This window comes from Pseudomonas sp. c313, from assembly GCF_055407145.1.
Genome location: NZ_JBUZRD010000009.1, coordinates 24,421 through 42,618, shown reverse-complemented (window position 1 = coordinate 42,618; position 18,198 = coordinate 24,421). Strand labels below are relative to the sequence as shown.

15 protein-coding genes are annotated in these 18,198 nt (G+C 58.4%); 7 read left to right on the top strand and 8 right to left on the bottom strand.

The annotated features are described in order from the left end of the window. The first annotated feature begins 190 nt into the window (after window positions 1–190). Window positions 191–1,396 carry a chromate efflux transporter gene (gene chrA, locus ACZRKZ_RS21325; RefSeq protein ID WP_463982736.1) on the top strand — a complete coding sequence of 402 codons (1,206 nt, stop codon included), beginning with the start codon at window positions 191–193 and terminating at the stop codon, window positions 1,394–1,396. A gap of 54 nt (window positions 1,397–1,450) precedes the next feature. Here chrA and glgX read toward each other — a convergent pair whose 3' ends face one another. Further along, window positions 1,451–3,580, bottom strand: a complete 2,130-nt coding sequence (gene glgX / locus ACZRKZ_RS21320) for a glycogen debranching protein GlgX (RefSeq protein ID WP_463982672.1) — start codon at window positions 3,578–3,580, stop codon at window positions 1,451–1,453. Window positions 3,581–3,634: 54 nt separating this feature from the next. Between glgX and ACZRKZ_RS21315 the strand changes: the two genes are divergently transcribed. From ACZRKZ_RS21315 to ACZRKZ_RS21290, 6 genes are all read left to right on the top strand, one after another. Beyond that, complete coding sequence (locus ACZRKZ_RS21315) at window positions 3,635–5,023, top strand: porin (RefSeq protein ID WP_463982671.1); 1,389 nt, start codon at window positions 3,635–3,637, stop codon at window positions 5,021–5,023. 305 nt (window positions 5,024–5,328) lie between these two features. Then, a complete protein-coding gene (gene kynU, locus ACZRKZ_RS21310) occupies window positions 5,329–6,573 on the top strand; it encodes a kynureninase (protein ID WP_463982670.1) in 1,245 nt (414 codons plus the stop codon). A 31-nt stretch (window positions 6,574–6,604) separates the two neighbouring features. After that, entirely contained in the window at window positions 6,605–8,020 is a 1,416-nt protein-coding gene (locus tag ACZRKZ_RS21305; RefSeq protein ID WP_463982669.1) for an amino acid permease, read from the top strand. 131 nt (window positions 8,021–8,151) lie between these two features. Then, on the top strand, window positions 8,152–9,477 hold the full coding sequence (locus ACZRKZ_RS21300; protein ID WP_463982668.1) for an OprD family porin: 1,326 nt from the start codon (window positions 8,152–8,154) through the stop codon (window positions 9,475–9,477). A 96-nt stretch (window positions 9,478–9,573) separates the two neighbouring features. Then, window positions 9,574–11,328 carry an LVIVD repeat-containing protein gene (locus tag ACZRKZ_RS21295; protein ID WP_463982667.1) on the top strand — a complete coding sequence of 585 codons (1,755 nt, stop codon included), beginning with the start codon at window positions 9,574–9,576 and terminating at the stop codon, window positions 11,326–11,328. Between the two features lie 104 nt (window positions 11,329–11,432). Then, window positions 11,433–12,458 (top strand): porin, encoded by a 1,026-nt coding sequence (locus ACZRKZ_RS21290; protein WP_463982666.1) that lies wholly within the window; start codon window positions 11,433–11,435, stop codon window positions 12,456–12,458. 142 nt (window positions 12,459–12,600) lie between these two features. On the opposite strand, the gene ACZRKZ_RS21285 is transcribed toward ACZRKZ_RS21290, so the two are convergent. From ACZRKZ_RS21285 to ACZRKZ_RS21255, 7 genes are read right to left on the bottom strand one after another with little or no spacing between them, the layout of a single operon-like run. Next, a complete protein-coding gene (locus ACZRKZ_RS21285; protein WP_463982665.1) occupies window positions 12,601–13,587 on the bottom strand; it encodes an amidohydrolase family protein in 987 nt (328 codons plus the stop codon). Then, window positions 13,584–14,156 carry a 3-hydroxyanthranilate 3,4-dioxygenase gene (locus ACZRKZ_RS21280; RefSeq protein WP_463982664.1) on the bottom strand — a complete coding sequence of 191 codons (573 nt, stop codon included), beginning with the start codon at window positions 14,154–14,156 and terminating at the stop codon, window positions 13,584–13,586. The genes ACZRKZ_RS21285 and ACZRKZ_RS21280 overlap by 4 nt, the downstream gene beginning before the upstream one ends. 10 nt (window positions 14,157–14,166) lie before the next feature. After that, entirely contained in the window at window positions 14,167–14,592 is a 426-nt protein-coding gene (locus tag ACZRKZ_RS21275; protein WP_463982663.1) for a RidA family protein, read from the bottom strand. Then, window positions 14,589–15,377, bottom strand: coding sequence for a 2-keto-4-pentenoate hydratase (locus ACZRKZ_RS21270; protein WP_463982662.1), 789 nt, complete (start codon window positions 15,375–15,377; stop codon window positions 14,589–14,591). Before ACZRKZ_RS21270 ends, ACZRKZ_RS21275 begins: the two co-directional genes overlap by 4 nt. Further along, window positions 15,374–16,411 (bottom strand): 4-hydroxy-2-oxovalerate aldolase, encoded by a 1,038-nt coding sequence (dmpG, locus tag ACZRKZ_RS21265; RefSeq protein ID WP_463982661.1) that lies wholly within the window; start codon window positions 16,409–16,411, stop codon window positions 15,374–15,376. The genes ACZRKZ_RS21270 and dmpG overlap by 4 nt, the downstream gene beginning before the upstream one ends. An 11-nt stretch (window positions 16,412–16,422) precedes the next feature. Next, the gene (locus tag ACZRKZ_RS21260; protein WP_463982660.1) at window positions 16,423–17,361 is read right to left on the bottom strand and encodes an acetaldehyde dehydrogenase (acetylating); all 939 of its coding nucleotides are present in this window, start codon (window positions 17,359–17,361) and stop codon (window positions 16,423–16,425) included. 14 nt (window positions 17,362–17,375) lie between these two features. After that, window positions 17,376–18,188 carry a fumarylacetoacetate hydrolase family protein gene (locus tag ACZRKZ_RS21255; protein WP_463982659.1) on the bottom strand — a complete coding sequence of 271 codons (813 nt, stop codon included), beginning with the start codon at window positions 18,186–18,188 and terminating at the stop codon, window positions 17,376–17,378. Window positions 18,189–18,198 lie beyond the last annotated feature (10 nt).

Genomic DNA, 18,198 nt, shown 5'->3' with positions numbered 1-18,198 from the left:
AATTGGTTGTCGCGGTGGTCTTTTGCTGCGCTCGTTTGTATAGCTTTTTTGGTAGAACCTGTGGGATTTGAAGCCCCGTCCAGTCGTGCACCCTGAATACGTAACGATGGGATGTTTTAACAATGTGATGTTCATCAATCTCCTGTAAACAGATGTGAGGATTTGACCTCTATATGCGGAACGCATGCGCATGACAATAAACAGCACGAATGATCGTGGACCGCTCTCTGTATTTCTTATCTTTTTGCGTCTAGGACTGACATCTTTCGGCGGCCCAATTGCACACTTAGGGTATTTTCGCGACGAGTTTGTCACTCGCCGACAATGGCTAACTGAGCGCAGTTACGCCGACTTGGTTGCTCTTTGCCAATTCCTGCCGGGACCCGCGAGTAGCCAGATTGGCATGGCACTTGGGCTTTCACGTTCGGGTTACCGTGGGGCGCTGGCTGCGTGGGCGGGATTCACATTGCCCTCGGCGATCCTTCTCATCCTGTTTGCTTTAGGTATTTCCAACTACGGTGAAATCATCGCGCCTGGTGTGCTGCATGGCCTGAAAGTCGTGGCTGTCGCGGTAGTTGCTCAAGCGGTATGGGGAATGGCTCGCAATCTATGCCCGGATGCGTTGCGGATTACCATCATGGCGATTTCGACGTGTGTGGCGTTGCTGGTGCCGTCTGCATGGGGGCAGATCGGTGCAATTGCCGTAGCCGCTGTTGCCGGCTTATTCCTGTTCAAGCCGGCACAAGCCGCCGAACATGATCCATTGCCGATCAAGGTCGGTTACCGGGCAGGTTTATTCTGGTTGTCATTGTTTTTCGCGTTGCTGGTTGGTTTACCGATCTTGAGTCAGTTGCTCCCCAGTCAGACGCTCGCCATGGTGGATGCATTCTATCGCTCCGGGTCCCTGGTGTTCGGTGGAGGGCATGTGGTCTTACCGTTGTTGCAAGCAGAAGTCGTGCCTTCAGGCTGGGTCAGCAATGAAACCTTTCTGGCTGGCTATGGGGCAACGCAGGCTGTCCCAGGGCCGCTGTTAGCGTTTGCTGCATTCCTTGGCGCCTCGATGAGCACCGCACCCTCTGGCTGGATCGGTGGGTTCATTTGCTTGCTGGCCATTTTCCTGCCGTCTTTTTTGCTGATTGTTGGCGCTTTGCCGTTTTGGGAGCAGTTACGACGCAGCGTACACACTCAGGCAGCGTTGCTTGGTATCAATGCAGCGGTGGTGGGCTTGCTGCTCGCGGCGCTTTATCAGCCGGTATGGACGAGCGCGATCCACCAACCACAGGACTTCGGCTTGGCGCTGGCGTGCCTGGTCGCTCTGATGTTCTGGAAGCTAGCGCCATGGTTGGTCGTGATCGGTGGTGGTGTGGCCGGATGGCTGCTGAGTGTGGTGTTTTGACGTTCGCTTCAGTCCGTCAGGTATTTCCAACCGGCAGGATCGCTCAGGGGCAGGCTATCGACGTTTCCTTTTCTGGCTGACGGCCAGTTCAAACAGCAATGTCGAACGTCCAGTCACTTGGTAGTGGTCGCCAAACTTGAACACTTCCTCCGCCACCAGTTCCGGCTGGTTGGTATCTAACTGTAATTTCCAATGTTGCCCTTGCGGCACTTCGGGCAAGACGAAGGCAACTACGTCGAAATGTGAGTTGACGATAATCAAGAGCGAGTTTTCTCCACCCGCTTTGCGAATGCCGGTAGGTTGCGCACGGCCATCCAGCAGAATGCCCATACATCGGTTGCTACCATCACTCCATTGCTCGTTGCCCATCTCCTGGCCATTGGGCTGTAGCCAGCTGACGTCCTTGATATCCAGATGCTCGTTGTAGACGCCTGTGAAGAACCGGTTGCGACGCAGCAACGGGTAGCGCTTGCGTAGCTCGATCAGGTATCGCGTGAAGTCCTGCAGCTCGGCGCTTTTTTCGCTGATGTCCCAGTTGATCCAGCTGATCTCGCTGTCCTGGCAGTAAGCGTTGTTGATACCGCCTTGAGTTCTTGCAAACTCATCGCCGGCGAGCAGCATGGGCGTGCCTTGAGCCAGGAACAGCGTGGCGAGTAAATTGCGCATCTGTCGGTAGCGCAATTCGATGATCTCGGGGTCATCGGTTTCGCCCTCGACGCCGCAGTTCCAGGAGCGGTTGTCCGAGTGGCCATCGCGGTTATCTTCGCCGTTGGCTTCGTTGTGCTTATCGTTGTAAGACACCAAATCGTTGAGCGTGAAGCCATCGTGGGCGGTAATAAAGTTTACAGAGGAGGCCGGCTCGCGCCCGCGTCGGTTGAACTGATCGCCAGAGGCCAGGAAGATCTTGGCGAAATCCCCGAGGCGATCATCGTCGCCTTTCCAGAAGGCGCGGGAGACGTCGCGAAACTTGTCGTTCCACTCCATCCAGCCTGGGGGGAAATTACCGACCTGATAGCCGCCAGGGCCACAATCCCAGGGTTCTGCAACCAATTTGACGTGGTTCAGGGTAGGGTCTTGGCGGCAGGCATCGAGAAAGCCACCGCCTTCATCGAAGCCGTGGGGTTCGCGGCCCAGGATGGTCGCCAAGTCGAAGCGAAAGCCATCAACGCCCATCTCGTTACTCCAGTAACGCAACGAGTCGGTGACCATCTGCAGTACACAAGGATGGCTCATGTTCAGGGTGTTACCCGTACCGGTGTCGTTGATGTAGTAGCGCGCATCGTCCGGCATCAGGCGGTAATAGTTGGCGTTGTCGATGCCCTTGAGTGAGAGCGTTGGGCCCATCTCGTTACCTTCGGCAGTATGGTTGTAGACAACATCAAGAATGACCTCAAGGCCAGCCTTGTGGAGTCGCGAGACCATAATCTTGAATTCGCCGATAGAACTGCCAGCCATGTAGCGTGCATGCGGCGCGAAGAACGCCAACGTGTTGTAGCCCCAATAATTTCGCAGGCCTTTCTCAAGCAGGTGGTTGTCATCCAGGAAGTGATGGATGGGCATCAGCTCAACCGAAGTTACGCCTAGTGACTTGATGTATTCCACTACATCACTTTCGTGGAAAGCGGCAAACGTACCGCGCGCAACTTCCGGCACACTGGGATGTTGTTTGGTAAAACCGCGCACGTGGGCTTCATAGAAAACGGTACGGGCCCATGGAATATTTGGCTTGGGCGTGTTGCCCCAGGTAAACGCTGGATCGATCACCCGGCAGCGCGGCATGAACGGCGCGCTGTCGCGCTCATCGAACGATAGGTCAGCATCGGGATGGCCTATGGTGTAACCAAACAGCGCATCGTCCCACAGCAGTTCACCCACGATCTGCTTGGCGTACGGGTCGATTAGAAGTTTGTGATGGTTGAAACGATGGCCGTTTTTCGGCTCATAACGCCCGTGCACTCGATAGCCATATAAAGTGCCAGGCCGGGCGTCGGGTAGGTAACCGTGCCACGTTTCGTTAGTGAACTCTGGCAGCTCAATTCGCTCGATTTCCTCTTTCCCGTCGGCATCGAATAAGCAAAGTTCGACCTTTGTAGCGTGGGCCGAGAAAATTGCAAAATTGACCCCGGAACCGTCCCATGTTGCTCCGAGCGGATAGGGTTGGCCTTCCTGAACACGTGAATGCATTGATGAGATCCCTGCAACATGGCGTTGGGTCGATTGACTTGGAATAGAGTGACCTTGAAGGCATTGCATTGTTTAAACCATAACAACCTATTGTTTTTTATTGAAAATTTATGCGGACAAAGAAAAAGACAACAGCGCCTTGATGCGCGATTCCAATACGCTCTCTCGCTGTTTATCCAAGGTATCGAGAGCATCACTATGAAGCAGTGCGTCACGCGTTTTTCAGGTATTGATGGTTGTCTCCTCGTTTCGGGAAAAAGTTCGAACCAAGCCAGCATGTTTCTCCGTACATATGGTGGTGTTGCAGCCCTGCTTGCGGTCACCAGTGTTTCAGCCGACCCACTGTCCGCACCTAGTCTTTCCAGCACGTTGCAGCCGAACGACAACCCTTTTGCCATTGATGCTGGCCCTCTGGGGAAAGTCTACGTAAGCGGGCAACTGACAGGGATCGCCCTGTGGCAAAACCATGTGGTCGATGCACCCGACACCGGCAATTCGCGGTCGCTGGCCGATGTCAGCAACGCCCAGGTGGAAATCCAGACGATCGAGGGGCCGCTGCAGTTCTACATTCAGGCCGGATCGTATGCGCTGCCCTCCCTTGGTACGGCCTATCTCAAGTCGAGCAAGACCGTGGACAGGCTTTACGGCGACGTCCCCGTTGGTTACCTGAAGGCAGTGATCAGCCCGGAAATCTCCGTAATGGCCGGCTCGCTGCCCACAATGATCGGGGCCGAGTCGACCTTCACCTTCCAGAACATCAACATCCAGCGTGGGCTGCTGTGGAACCAGGAGCCTGCCATCAGCCGTGGTGTGCAGGTCAACTATTCCAGCGGCAAGACCAATGCAGCGCTATCGCTGAACGACGGTTTCTATTCCGGCAAGTACAACTGGGTGACGGGCTCCTTCTCATATGCCTTTGATGCCGCCAACACCTTGAGCGTGATCGGGGGAGCAAACGTCTCCAGCAACTCGAAGTCCTCGGCCGCGACACCCACGGCGCAGAACAACAGCCAGATTTACAACGTGATCTTCACCCACACCGATGGGGCATTGACGCTCACGCCCTACCTGCAATACACCCGGGTCGATAAGGACTCGAAAGCAGGTATAGATCGCGCAGCGCAAACGTACGGGGCAGCGTTCCTTGCCAAGTACAGCTTCTCTAGCCACTGGTCGATCGGCGCCCGCGCCGAATACCTGGACAGCAACGGCGGCGGCTGCGGAGCCGACGAGGACTGCTCGCCCACCAACCTGCTTTATGGAACAGGCTCCAACGCCTGGTCGTTGACCGCTACGCCCACCTATCAAGATGGTCGCTTCTTCGTGCGCGGCGAACTCGCCTACGTGCGCGCCGAGGAGGCCACCTCTGGCTCAACCTTTGGCGACAGCGGTACCCAGCACGATCAGGTTCGTGTGCTTGCTGAGGCCGGCGTGCTTTTTTAATTGGCGTTTGGATGCTTATAAGGGGATCAAGGACTTAGGTGCTTGATCCCCTTTCTCGTTTTTAGCGTTGGCGGACTCGGCTTCAGAGGGGCCTTACGGTTGATGATCGCCAGCTATAACGGTCGAGAATACTTGACGCGGGCTTTTCTATTTTCGGGTAATGGCATGGGAGGGTAGCATCAAGCCACTTCGCAGCGGCCTATACGCTAGTTTGCAGTGCAAGGAGGATCGGCCCCTGTTGCGGGCTCGATCAGCAGGCGGCCCGTTAGCCCCACTAAGAAGAAAAAAAATCAGAAGGAGCGTTTATGTCCACGTCTACCCCCGCCACCAGAGCGGACTTTGAACACCTTGATCAAATTGATGAATTGCGCAACTCCCGTGAGCGTTTCGACTTGCCCGAGGGCGAGATCTACCTTGATGGCAACTCACTGGGCGCGATGCCGGCACACATTCCGGCGCGGATCGAGAAGGTTCTCAAACAGGAGTGGGCCCAAGGCCTGATCCGCTCCTGGAACGATGCCGACTGGTACCCTGCGCCCCAGCGCACCGGGGCGAAAATTGCCACGTTGATTGGTGCTCATGGGCACGAAGTGGTCGTTGCCGACTCGACCTCGATCAACCTGTTCAAAGTGCTGGTCGCCGCCACCCGCTTGCGTCCTGGGCGCAGCGTGATCCTGGCCGAACGCGGCAACTTTCCGACTGACGTTTACATTGCCGATGGCGTAGCCGAGCTGACCGGCAGTCAGCTGCGTTGCGTCGAGCCGGATGACATCCTTGATGCCCTGGATGAGGACGTGGCGATTGTTTCGCTGACGCATGTCAACTTCAAATCCGGCAAGCGTTATGACATGGCGCGCATCACCGAGCGGGCTCATGCAGTCGGCGCACTAGTGGTTTGGGACCTGTGCCACTCGGCCGGTGCCATGCCTGTCGCACTGAACGAGGTCAACGCCGACTTCGCCGTGGGTTGCGGCTACAAGTACCTCAACGGCGGTCCGGGTGCGCCGGCGTTCGTGTTCGTCGCCGAGCGTCATATCCCCCACATTCGCCAACCGCTCACGGGCTGGCATGGACATGCCAAACCGTTCGATTTTGACCACCACTTTCGACCTCACCCCACCATTGACCGCATGCTCACCGGCACTGCGCCGCAACTGGGTGTGCTGGCGCTGGAGGCGGCACTGGAAGTGTTCGACGGCGTCGACCTCAAGCTGTTACGGCAAAAAAGCGTGGCCCTGGGCGACCTGTTCATCTTGCTGTGTGATCAGCAATTGGCCGGTCTGGGCATCGAGTTGCGCTCCCCGCGTGACGGTGAGCAGCGCGGCAGTCAGGTGTCGCTGGCCCATGAACACGCCTATGCAGTCATGCAGGCGCTGATCGCGCGCGGCATTGTCGGCGACTTCCGTGCGCCGGACATCCTGCGGTTTGGTTTTGCCCCGCTGTACATCCGCTATGTGGATATCTGGGACAGCGTGGTTGCCTTGCGTGAAATCTTTGAACAAAAAGAATGGGATCGCCCGGAATTTCTGGCACGCAAATCAGTGACCTGAGCCCCTCCCACCGATTCGGAGCATATGTGCAATGACAAAAATAACCAGCACCTTCGAACACTTGATAGACCGTGAAAAAGGCTTGAAGCAAAGCCTCACCAGCGGCCAGTTGTCGATGATCGCCATTGGTGGCGCCATCGGCACCGGGCTGTTTCTGGGTAGCGGTTTCGCCATTGGTTTTGCTGGCCCCAGCGTTCTGGTCAGCTATGGCATCGGTGCCTTGATTGCCCTGTTGTTGATGGGCTGCCTGGCAGAAATGACCGTGCACCACCCAACCTCGGGGTCGTTCGGTTCCTTTGCCGAGTTCTACGTGGCACCGTGGTTTGGCTTCGCGATTCGCTACGCCTATTGGTCGTCGATTGTGTTCGCGGTCGGCACCGAAATCACCGCCGCTGCGATGTACATGAAGTACTGGTACCCGGACGTGCCGGGCGGTTACTGGATGGTCGCGTTTTCCATGGCCCTGATCGTTGCCAACGCGTTCAGTGTCAAGGTGTTTGGCGCCATCGAATACGTGTTCTCGCTGATCAAGCTCTGCGCCATTGTCGTGTTCATTCTGTTGGGGGCCTACGTCGTGTACGGTGCTCCGGCAGACACCAGCATCGGCTTTGCCAACTACACCAATGACCGGGGCTTTTTCCCGAACGGCTGGTGGGGGACCTGGGTAGCGGTGATCGTCGCGTTCTTCAGTTACCTGAGCATCGAGATGATCGCGGTGGCGGCCGGTGAGGCCAAGGACCCGCAACGTGCGGTGACCCGCGCGTTCCGGATCACGGTCGTACGCCTGGTGGTGTTTTACCTGCTGACCATCGCGCTGGTACTGGCAATTGTGCCTTGGGGCCAGAACAGCGGTGGCCAGAGCCCATTCGTTACGGTGATGGCGGCGACCGGAGTGCCTTACGCGGGAGCAGTGTTTAATGCGGTGATTCTGATCGCAGCACTGTCGGCGATGAATAGCCAACTCTACATAACCACCCGATTAATGTTCAGCCTGTCGCGGGCAGGGCAGGCACCGACGATGTTTGGCCGCTTGAACAGTAAAGGCGTGCCGCTGCCAGCGCTGTTGCTGTCGTCAGTTGGGATTGGTCTGGCCACACTGCTGTACCTGGCTTATCCGGAAAAAGCCTTCACCCTGATGATGTCCATCGCGATGTTTGGTGCGATGTTTACCTGGGGCGGGATTTTCCTTACGCACCTGTTTTTCCGCCGCCGTCAGGCCGGTCAACCGTTGGCCTTCAAACTTTGGGGCTATCCGTGGACCAGCCTCGCCGGATTACTGCTGATGCTGGCGGTGATGATCACCACGCTGTTCACTGAAGAGTTTGCCCCGACCTTGCTCTGCGGTATTCCGTTTCTGGTGGTGATCCTGCTTATCTACTTCCTGCGCTTTCGGCAAAAGGCCCCCGTTCTAACGGACGAGCCCAAGCCTTTGCCACTGCAACGCTAAGTGGCTCCGCCTGACCATGGAGGGTCAGGCATTTTCTTTCTGCTGATACGTTGACCAGGCACACCGCTGCCCTGGTCGACTGCGCGCGCCGATAAAACGCTTTTCGGCTCGCTTTCCAGATTGGGGTTGTCATGAATCACACCAGAATCATTGTTCTGTTGTTGGCCAGCGCCTGCGCGTTGCCTTCGTTTGCTACGCAGCCAGCGGAGTCTGGGCGCGGTTTTATCGCGGGCAGCAGTGCCGAGGTATTGTTGCGCAATTCCTATTTCAATCGCAGCAAGGAAGACGGTCGCCGCGATGCCCGCGACTGGACCCAGGCCGTGCTCGGCCAATACACCTCCGGCTTCACCGAAGGCACCTTCAGCGTTGGCGTGGATGCTTTTGCGTATATGGGTTTGAAGCTGGACGCACCTGCCGGCAAGTCTGGCACCGCCAACCTGGCGGTGCATGACGATGGGCAACCGGCGGATAGCTATTCCAAGGCCGGCGCGGTGCTGAAGCTGCGGCTGTCCAACAGCATTTTGAAATACGGCGAGCAACGACCAGAAACGCCGGTGTTCGGCGTTAGCCATTTTCGCATCGTGCCGCAGACTGCCACCGGATTGTCGCTGTTCAGTCGCGAGTTCGAAGGGCTTGAGGTTCAAGCCGGACATTTTACTTCCGCTACCAGCCCGGTCACCACCAACGCCGATGGTGATCTGTGGGCGGTGATGGCCGGGGTTACCACGCCGACGGCGGACTATTTGGGGGGCAGCTATCAGCTGGCGCCGGGACTGACCGTAAGCCTGTACGGCTCGCGTTTCGAAGACATTTGGAACCAGTACTACGCCAACCTCGAAAGTCGCACTGACCTCGATGCACTGAACCAGTTTGGCCTGGGCCTGACGGTCTACCGCACCGTGGATGAAGGGCGAGCCAAGGCCGGTGAAATCGACAACACCAGCCTTGGCTTGTCGACCTTCTGGCGCAGCGGCGCACACCGCTGGTTGTTGGGGTTGCAGAAGATCGATGGCAATACACCGTTCGATTACCTGGGCGTCGGTGACAACGACCGCAACGGCCGCAACGGCAACGATCAGGGCGCCTCGATTCTGTTGCCGAACGCGGCGCAGTTCTCCGATTTCAACGGCCCGCAAGAGCGCTCCTGGCAAGTGCGTTATGACCTGTCACTAGCGCCTTACGGTGTGCCCGGCCTGACATTCATGAGCCGCTACGTGCGTGGGTGGGGTATCGACGGCAGCCACATCGCTGCCACCGGCCCTTATTCCGGCCGCTACGGCGACGATGGCAAGCACCACGAAACCAATCTGGAAGTTCGCTACGTGGTCCAGTCCGGTCCCGCCAAAGGCCTGAGTGTACGGGCGCGACAGGCCTGGCACCGGGCGAACGGTGACCAGGGCTCAGGCGACCTGGACGACTTCCGGCTGATCACCGATTACCCCATCGACATTTTGTAAGGCCGGCGCGTGGCTTCGGCATGAGGTTTTTCAACGGTTCACAACGCTTGGCAATGACCTGTATCGCCCAACCGGGCTCAACCACTGGAGTGAATAATGAAAACAATGCGACTCCCCAACAAACCCCATGTGCCATTCCTCAAAGGCGCGCTTACCACCTGTGTGATGTTGGGCCTATGGACCAGCGTCCAGGCGGACAGCTCGGCACCGGTCAACATCACCGACCCGTTCGTCAAGCAGCAGACTGCGTTGTCTGTGGACAAGATTCCACCGATGCCGGCGCCGGGCAGCTATGGCATGGACAAAGCCACGGGCAAGTTCACCCACCCGGTTGCCACGCCGTTCAGTCACGAGGGCGAGCCGTTTGCCGGTGAGCTGGATTACTGGGATACCAAAAGCTACATCAAGAACATGACGGTCGAGGCGTACTATCCGATCACGGTAGAGCCGTTCCACACTTGGCAGAACATCGTCGACTTCGATGGCAAGCGTTACCTCTATCAGTACGTGCGCCGCAACCTGAAGGTCTTCGATATCACCCATCCCAAAGACGTGAAGCTGGTGTTCACCAAGGGCTCGACCTGGGGCCCGAAAGGTCCGAGTGCGGAAGAAAATCCGTATGCCCCGGACGATATGTTTGGCGCGGCCTCGGTGCAATGGAACAAGAAACTGGGCAAATACATCATGGTCCAGTCCTTCGAAGTTCGTCGCTTTGGCGTATTGAGTGACAAATACCGCGAGCCGGAAAAAGTCGAAGCCATCCGCAAGTCCAAACACCTTAAGGGTTTCAAAGTCTACGAGATGAACGGCCCGCTGCCGGCCGACTGGAAACTGATCGCCACCCGCACCACCGACATCGAGCATCCCGATGCCCCGATTGGTGAACAGCAGGGCTCCGGGGTGCGCGACATTCCGGCTTACTTCGGTGGCGATGTGATGTACGTGGCCGCAGCGCCAAGCGACAAATACGCACTGACTGAATACCCCAACGACCTGTACAACGCCGGCTATCAGTCCTGGGATATGTCGGACCCGAGCAACCCGAAGCTCTTGCAAATGCTTACCGTGCCGGGACAAATCGTCGGTGATCCGAAGCACGAAGCGGTGTTCAAGGCCAATTCTCGGGCGGGTAACCGCGCTTCGTGGATGGGGGCGCGAATGTCGTTGTTCATTCCAAAAACCGTCGAGCAGGGCGGCAAGTATGGCTATGCCGCCATGGGTGGGATGGGCCTTTACGTGGTCGACATCACCCAAGCCGACAATATGAAAGTGGTGGGCCATCTGGAGTTCCCGGTGAGCGTAGCGGGTACTGAAGGCGACAATATCGACGTCTCGCAAGTGGAGAAAACCGGGCTTATCTACTTCAGTGGTTATCCGCTGTCGGAAGATTGCTTCGAGGCTAAAAAGGATATTTTTGCGGTGAGCGTCAGCAACCCACAAAAGCCGTCCATTGAGTATGTGCTGCCGCGCCCGACGCCACCGAAAGAAGCGGCCTTCACCGATTACTGCCAGCGTAAAGGCAGCTTCGGGCCAAAACGTTCGGGTTACTACACCCAGCCAGGGATCTCGCGTGAGGGCATCTTGCCGTACGCGTTCTACAACGCCGGCGTGCAGGTGTTCGATGTGCGCGAGCCTGGCAAACCGACCATCGGTGCGTACTTCGTGCCGCCGTTCGATACCAAGAACGTAGCGAGTTACGCCATGGGCAACCTGACCCACGGTACCTACACCGAGTACGACCGCAACCTGATCTGGGTTTTCACCAACCACGGCTTCTACGCACTGTCGACGCCGCTGCTGGGCAAGCCAAGTTTCGACGCCCCGAGCAAACCATGGCCGGGCCGAGACTGAATACGCGGTAACTGACGACTCACAATAAAAATAAATAAGAAAAGTCTGGCGGTGGCTCGGTATCGAGCCATCGACCAGCACTTTCGCAGTGTCCGGAGTTTTTCATGCGTAAATTATTACTCGCCCTTCCGTTGATGAGTGGCGCTTGTTATGCGGAGTTCAAGGTGTCCGGGGTGGTTGACCTGACGTACGAAGTGGCGCGCTCGGGAGGCGACACTGTGGATCGGCTTACGGGTGCGGGCCTGAGTGCCAACCGCATTCAGTTCAAGTGGACACAGGAGGTGACCGATGACATCAAGCTCAATGCTGTCTACGAAGCCATGTACAACCCTCACTCTGACGACTCGACTGGTAAACGCGAAGCCTATTACCAAGTGATTTCCGAGCGCTGGGGCACCCTCAGCGTCGGTCGCCAGGACACGCCGTCGGCCAACAGCTACGGCTACGCCGACCCGCTTTACGGCAACGACTACAGCCTGATCAACAACGTCCAGGTGTTTTATGCATCGTGGCGGGAGAACGATTCGCTGATGTACATCAGCCCGCGTTACGAGGGCTATCAGTTTCGCGGCATGGCCACCCTGGGTGAGAAGGATGGCAGCCGCGACGGCGTGGTCTACAGTACCAGCATCGATTACTGGGCCGACAGCCCGTGGTATTTCGCCGCCGCCGTTGACCGCAAATACCAGCGCAACCTGTGGGACAAACACACCATGGAGCAGGCGACCGACGCCTACGTCACCGTGGTCTACAGCATGGGCACCACTGATCTGACGGCGGTCTATCACCGTTATGTCGGTTACTACGCCTATGCGCCCTGGGTGGATTTCGACTCCCGCGGCAGCGACCTGCAACTGGGCATCCGTCACAACTTCTGGGACACCCAGAACATCGCTGTCAGCGTGGTCTACAAGGACGACCGCAAGAACGAGGCGTTGAGTGACGCCAGCGGTATCAACCTGGCGTATATCTACAACGTCAACAAACAGACCGACCTCTACGCCGTGTATGGCTACGTCCACCACAACCGTGATTCGCAGGTGCGTTACCCGGTCAGCTGGAACCTGGAAAGCCCGTTACGCAACGAAAATCCCGAAGGTTTGCAGATGGGCGTGCGATACAAGTTTTGATAGTTTGCAGATTTCAGGGCGCCGTGAGGCGCCTTTTTTTGGGCCTTGAAAACCTTGGGCCGGGTCCTGCAGAGACTGGACGTTGGGCATAAAAAAGCCCCGCTGCAATCACTCGCAACGGGGCTTGATGCAACGTGAATCCTCAGAGCCCGAAGAACGCCTCTGCGTTACTCCCCAGAATGCGCGCCTTGGTCTGTTGATCCAGTTCCGGGTGTTCGATCACACCAGCGCCGATACTTTGTTCGCCCAGCGGGAAGGGTGAGTCGGAGCCGAGCATCACTCGGTCGCTGCCCATTACCTCCACCAGCAACTTCAGCGAGCGCGGGTCGAACACGGCGGAGTCGACGAAGAAGCGTTTGACGTAGCTCGATGGCAGGTTCGGGCAGTCTTCACGGACGATGTCGCGGTGTTGCCAAGCGTTGTCCACCCGTCCCAGCAGGAAGGCAAAACCCCCGCCGCCGTGGGCAAAGCACAGGCGCAGCGATTGCGGAATGCGTTCGAAGGCGCCGGACAAAATCAGCGATAAAATACCCAGCTGGGTTTCTGCGGGCATCGCCACCAGCCACGGCAGCATCCACTTGCGCATGCGCTCGCCACCCATCATGTCCCAAGGGTGCACCAGCACGGGAATGTCGTCCTGCGCGCAGTGGGTGAAAAACGTCACCAGGCCTTCGTGGTCGAGGTCGTGATTGCCAACATGATTGCCGATTTGCACACCCACATGGCCGGCGGCCCTGGCCCGACTGGCTTCGCGGCAGGCTGCGTCGATGTCCTGCAAGGGCACCTGGGCTAGCATTTTTAGCCTGCTCGGCGCTACAGCGGCCATTTCCAATGCACGGTCGTTCATCAATTGCGCCCAAGGTAGGGCGCGTTCGATGGGGGCGTCATAGGCGAACATCACCGGCGTGGCGCACATGATCTGTACGTCCAGGCCTTGCTCGTCGAGGTGTTCTATACGGCGGTTCATGTCCCACAACACGTCATGCACCGGGCGAAACGGTTTATCGCCGACCATGATCTGGCCGGTGCGCCCGCTGGTGTGCAACCACGGCCCTCGATCGCTGCTCAGGCGAGCGGCCTCGGCTTGGCTAATGGCGGGGAAAAAGTGCGAATGCATGTCGATTTTCATGGGCGTTTTACTTCTTCGAGGGTGCGGTGCCAGGTCTGCCAGTCACGACCGGGATGGATTTCGCCGCAGCCATTGCAGCGCCGTTCGGCGTCGCTGGTGGCGTAGAACTGTTCATAGACGGGCGGCAGGTCGTTGACGATGCTTTGCAGCTGTAGCTCATACCGTTTGACCAGCGTGCCGCAATGGGCGCAAGACCATTGAAGGGCGTCGAACTGACCCTCTGGTCGCGCTTTTTCGATCACCAGGCACAGGCTGCCCGGCTCTGGGCGCTGCGGTGAATGGATCACATGCGGGGCCATGAGGTACAGGTCGCCTTCGCGTAAATCGATGCGCTCGTATTGGCCACGGTCCCAGATGTTCAGGTACGCATTGCCCCTGAACTGGTAGAAAAATTCTTCCACCGGATCGTCGTGAAAATCGGTGCGTTGGTTAGGGCCGCCGACCACCGTAACCATGGTGTCGCTGTCTTTCCACAACTGACGATTACCCACCGGCGGCTTGAGCAGGTGCGCGTATTCTTCGATCCAGCGATTGAAGTTCAGGGGTGGACTGAAGTGATGCTTGTCCATCTTGTTGTCCTTAGCGATTGAGTGGGGCGTAGGCCACGCCTTTGATTTCGATGCGCAAATGCGGGTGTGGCAATTGGTGCACGGCCACGGTGGTGCGGGTGGGACCGGTTTCGTCGAAGTACTGCGCGTAGACCTGGTTGTAACCGTCGAAGTCATTCATGTCGACGAGAAAACTGCTGATCTCCACCAGATCGGCAAGACCTGCGCCTTCGCTGTTCAGAATTTCGCGGATGTTCTCGATCACGGCGCGGGTCTGTGCACGAATGTCGAGGCGAGTGGTGCCCATGGCATCGACTTCCACGCCTTCGAAGCTATTATCGGGACGGCGTGAGCTGGTGCCCGACACGTAGAGAAAATCGCCGGCACGCTTGATATGCGGAAAGCGTCCGCGAGGTTTGGCCTTGCCGGGCACTACGGTAGATCGACTGATGCTCATTTCAACTCTCCTTGCCGGGCGGAAACGCTGAAACCGCACTCGCCGAAACCGGCAATTTCCACGCTGACATGCGCACCTGGGCTCAAGGCCTCGGCAGCAGTAGCGGCGCCGGCCATGATCAAACTGCCTGCGGGCAGGGCGATTTCCGCCTTGGCCAGCAACTGCGAAGCTTGCACCAGACTGCGTAGCGGATGACCGAGGATCGCGGCGGTCGAACCGGCCTGAACCAGTCGGCCATTGATGCGCATCAGCACCCCGGCATTGGCCAGGTTGGCGAAGTCTCTGGACCAGGCACCGACCACCAGGCCGGATGAAGAACAGTTGTCGGCGACCACGTCTTCGAGGCTGAACTTGAACGCCTGATAGCGTGAGTCGATGATCTCGATCGCAGGCGCCACAGCTTCCAGATAGTCAACCGCTTCGAGCGCGGTTAACGGGCGGTCGATGGTCCGCCGAGTGAGAAAGCACACCTCCGGTTCGGCTCTTGGGTGGATGAAGCGCCGCAGGTCAACGACACCGCCATCCTCTTCGAGCATGGCATCGGTGAGCCAGCCCCAGATCAGGCTGTCGACGCCCATCTGGATCATCTTCGCGCGGCTGGTGAAACCCAGTTTGAGGCCGATCATGCGTTCGCCGGCATCGTAGCGATGCGCAATCGAGGCACGTTGAATCAGGTAGGCGTCATCGAGGCTGAAAGGGCTGTGGGTGCTGAACTGGGTCACCGGCACGGCTCTGCGTGCCGCCTGATCCAGAGCGTTGGCAATGTAGGCAATGTCGGTGCTCATGGGCGTTGTTCCTTGCGCGAGTTCAGAAGGTCTAGTGCGACATCAATGATCATGTCTTCCTGCCCGCCGACCATGCGCCGCTTGCCGAGCTCGACAAGAATATCCACGGCCTTGATTCCGTATTTGTGCGCCGCAATTTCGGCGTGGCGCAGGAAGCTTGAGTACACACCGGCGTAGCCCAGGGCCAGGGTTTCGCGGTCAACGCGTACCGGGCGATCCTGCAGCGGGCGTACGATATCGTCGGCTGCGTCCATCAAGGTGTATAGGTCTGTGCCGTGGTTCCAGCCCATACGTTCGGCGGCTGCGATAAACACTTCCAGCGGCGCATTGCCGGCACCGGCGCCCATGCCGGCGAGGCTGGCATCGATACGGTCACAGCCTTCCTCGACCGCGACAATGGAGTTGGCCACGCCGAGGCTCAAGTTGTGGTGTGCATGCATGCCTGTCTGGGTTTCAGGTTTGAGCGTGGCTTTGAGGGCCTGGAAGCGTTCGCGAATATCCTGCATGCCCATGGCGCCACCGGAGTCGACCACGTAGATGCAGGTGGCGCCGTAACTTTCCATCAAGAGTGCCTGAGCGGCCAACTGCTGGGGGCTGATCATGTGGCTCATCATCAGGAACCCGACGGTGTCCATACCCAGTTTGCGGGCGTACTCGATGTGCTGCCGCGACACGTCGGCTTCGGTGCAATGGGTTGCCACACGCACAATGCGCGCACCGGCCTGATAAGCATTTTTGAGGTCGTGCAGAGTGCCGATGCCGGGCAGCAACAGTGTCGCGACCTTGGCGTGGGTGAGCACATCACTGACCGCTTCGATCCATTCCAGATCGGTGTGGGCGCCGAAGCCATAATTGAAACTTGAACCTTGCAGGCCGTCACCATGGGCGACCTCAATCGAATCGACGCGCGCCTGATCCAGCGCACGGGCGATTGCCTGCACCTGATTCAGTGAGTATTGGTGACGGATCGCATGCATACCGTCGCGCAGCGTGACATCGCTGATGTAGAGCTTTTTGCCCGGGTTGAACGTCATTGCAAATCTCCTCAGGCGTTAAGCATCGACTGCGCCATACACTCGGCGGTGGCCAAGGCAGCGGAGGTCATGATGTCGAGGTTGCCGGCATACGCAGGCAGATAGTGGGCAGCGCCTTCAACTTCGAGGAACACCGAAGTCTTCAGGCCGCTGAAGCGTCCGTGGCCGGGAATCAGCAGTGGGGTGTCGGCGCTGATGACGTCGAACTGCACCTTTTGCTTCAGACGATAACCCGGCACGTAGGCCTGAACCGCCTGAACCATTTCTTCGATGGATGCCTCGACCTTGGCCTGCTCGACAGCCTCAGACAGCACATACACGGTGTCGCGCATGATCAGCGGCGGCTCGGCGGGGTTCATGACGATGATCGCCTTGCCCTTGGCTGCGCCACCGATCATCTCAATGGCCCGAGAGGTGGTTTCGGTGAACTCGTCGATGTTGGCGCGTGTGCCGGGGCCGGCGGACTTGCTGGCAATCGAGGCAATGATCTCGGCGTAATGCACATTGGCGACGCGGGAAACGGCGGCCACTATCGGGATGGTCGCCTGCCCGCCACAGGTAACCATGTTGACGTTGAGCTGATCCAGATTGTGCTCCAGATTCACCACTGGTACGCAGTAGGGGCCGATGGCTGCCGGTGTCAGGTCAATCAAACGGATGCCCGGTTTTGCCTTGCGCAGCAGGGCAGCGTTGTGTACGTGGGCGGCGGCCGAGGTGGCATCGAAGACGAAATCGATGTCGGCGAACTGTTCCATCTCGATTAGCCCTTCGACACCTTGATGGGTGGTCGCCACGCCCATGCGTTTGGCGCGGGCCAGGCCATCGGAATGCTCGTCGATGCCGACCATCACCGCCATCTGCAAATTCCGGGCGTTGCGTAACACCTTGATCATCAGGTCGGTGCCGATGTTACCGGAGCCGACGATGGCGATTTTCAGTTTTTGGCTCATGTTCGATTCCCCGGTCACGATTGCAGGTCAAAGGCGGCACTGACACTGCCCAGGCCCTGGATGTGGGCGGTAAATACATTGCCCGGCTGCGCCGCGACCATTGGCCCGAGAGCGCCGGTCAGCAGAATGTCGCCGGCGCGCAACGGTGTGCCGAAGCGCACCATGATGTCGGCCAGCCAAACGGCGGCGTTCAACGGGTTGCCCAGGCAGGCCGCACCGGCGCCAACCGACACTGGCTCACCGCCCAGGGTCATGCTCATGCCGCAGCGCACCAGGTCCAGTTGCGACAACCGTACCGGGCGGCTGCCCAATACAAACAGACCCGACGACGCGTTATCGGCGACAGTATCGACCAACTGGATATCCCAATTGGCGATGCGACTTGCGACCACTTCAATGGCTGGCAGCGCAAACGCGGTGGCCCGTATCAGATCGGCGATGGTGTGGCGTTCGTGGCACAGGTCGTGCTCCAGCACCAGGGCAACTTCTGCCTCAACCTTCGGTTGTTGTGTGTCGAGCCAGGCAATCGGCTGATCGTCACCGCGGGCCATGCTGGCGAACAGTTGGCCGAAGTCCGGTTGATCGACGCCGAGTTGTTGCTGAACGGAATGCGAGGTCAGGCCGATTTTGCGCCCGACAGGACGCTGGCCGGCCTCGATGGCGGCTTGGTTGTTGTACTGCTGTACGGCGTAAGCGAGGGCGACAGGGTTCGCAGAGGGGTCGGCGGCGAGGGCGCTGGCGATCAGTTCGCGGACTGGCGGGCACGGTTGCCCGCCCCGTTCGGCCTGGCGCAGCCGATAGGCCGCGTCAATGAGAGCTGCATGCATGGACGAAACT

Coding starts and splice junctions, on each gene's coding strand:
- chrA (WP_463982736.1), top strand. CDS start 191: ATGACAATAAACAGCACGAATGATCGTGGACCGCTCTCTGTATTTCTT.
- glgX (WP_463982672.1), bottom strand. CDS start 3,580: ATGCATTCACGTGTTCAGGAAGGCCAACCCTATCCGCTCGGAGCAACA.
- kynU (WP_463982670.1), top strand. CDS start 5,329: ATGTCCACGTCTACCCCCGCCACCAGAGCGGACTTTGAACACCTTGAT.
- ACZRKZ_RS21305 (WP_463982669.1), top strand. CDS start 6,605: ATGACAAAAATAACCAGCACCTTCGAACACTTGATAGACCGTGAAAAA.
- ACZRKZ_RS21300 (WP_463982668.1), top strand. CDS start 8,152: ATGAATCACACCAGAATCATTGTTCTGTTGTTGGCCAGCGCCTGCGCG.
- ACZRKZ_RS21295 (WP_463982667.1), top strand. CDS start 9,574: ATGAAAACAATGCGACTCCCCAACAAACCCCATGTGCCATTCCTCAAA.
- ACZRKZ_RS21290 (WP_463982666.1), top strand. CDS start 11,433: ATGCGTAAATTATTACTCGCCCTTCCGTTGATGAGTGGCGCTTGTTAT.
- ACZRKZ_RS21285 (WP_463982665.1), bottom strand. CDS start 13,587: ATGAAAATCGACATGCATTCGCACTTTTTCCCCGCCATTAGCCAAGCC.
- ACZRKZ_RS21280 (WP_463982664.1), bottom strand. CDS start 14,156: ATGGACAAGCATCACTTCAGTCCACCCCTGAACTTCAATCGCTGGATC.
- ACZRKZ_RS21275 (WP_463982663.1), bottom strand. CDS start 14,592: ATGAGCATCAGTCGATCTACCGTAGTGCCCGGCAAGGCCAAACCTCGC.
- ACZRKZ_RS21270 (WP_463982662.1), bottom strand. CDS start 15,377: ATGAGCACCGACATTGCCTACATTGCCAACGCTCTGGATCAGGCGGCA.
- dmpG (WP_463982661.1), bottom strand. CDS start 16,411: ATGACGTTCAACCCGGGCAAAAAGCTCTACATCAGCGATGTCACGCTG.
- ACZRKZ_RS21260 (WP_463982660.1), bottom strand. CDS start 17,361: ATGAGCCAAAAACTGAAAATCGCCATCGTCGGCTCCGGTAACATCGGC.
- ACZRKZ_RS21255 (WP_463982659.1), bottom strand. CDS start 18,188: ATGCATGCAGCTCTCATTGACGCGGCCTATCGGCTGCGCCAGGCCGAA.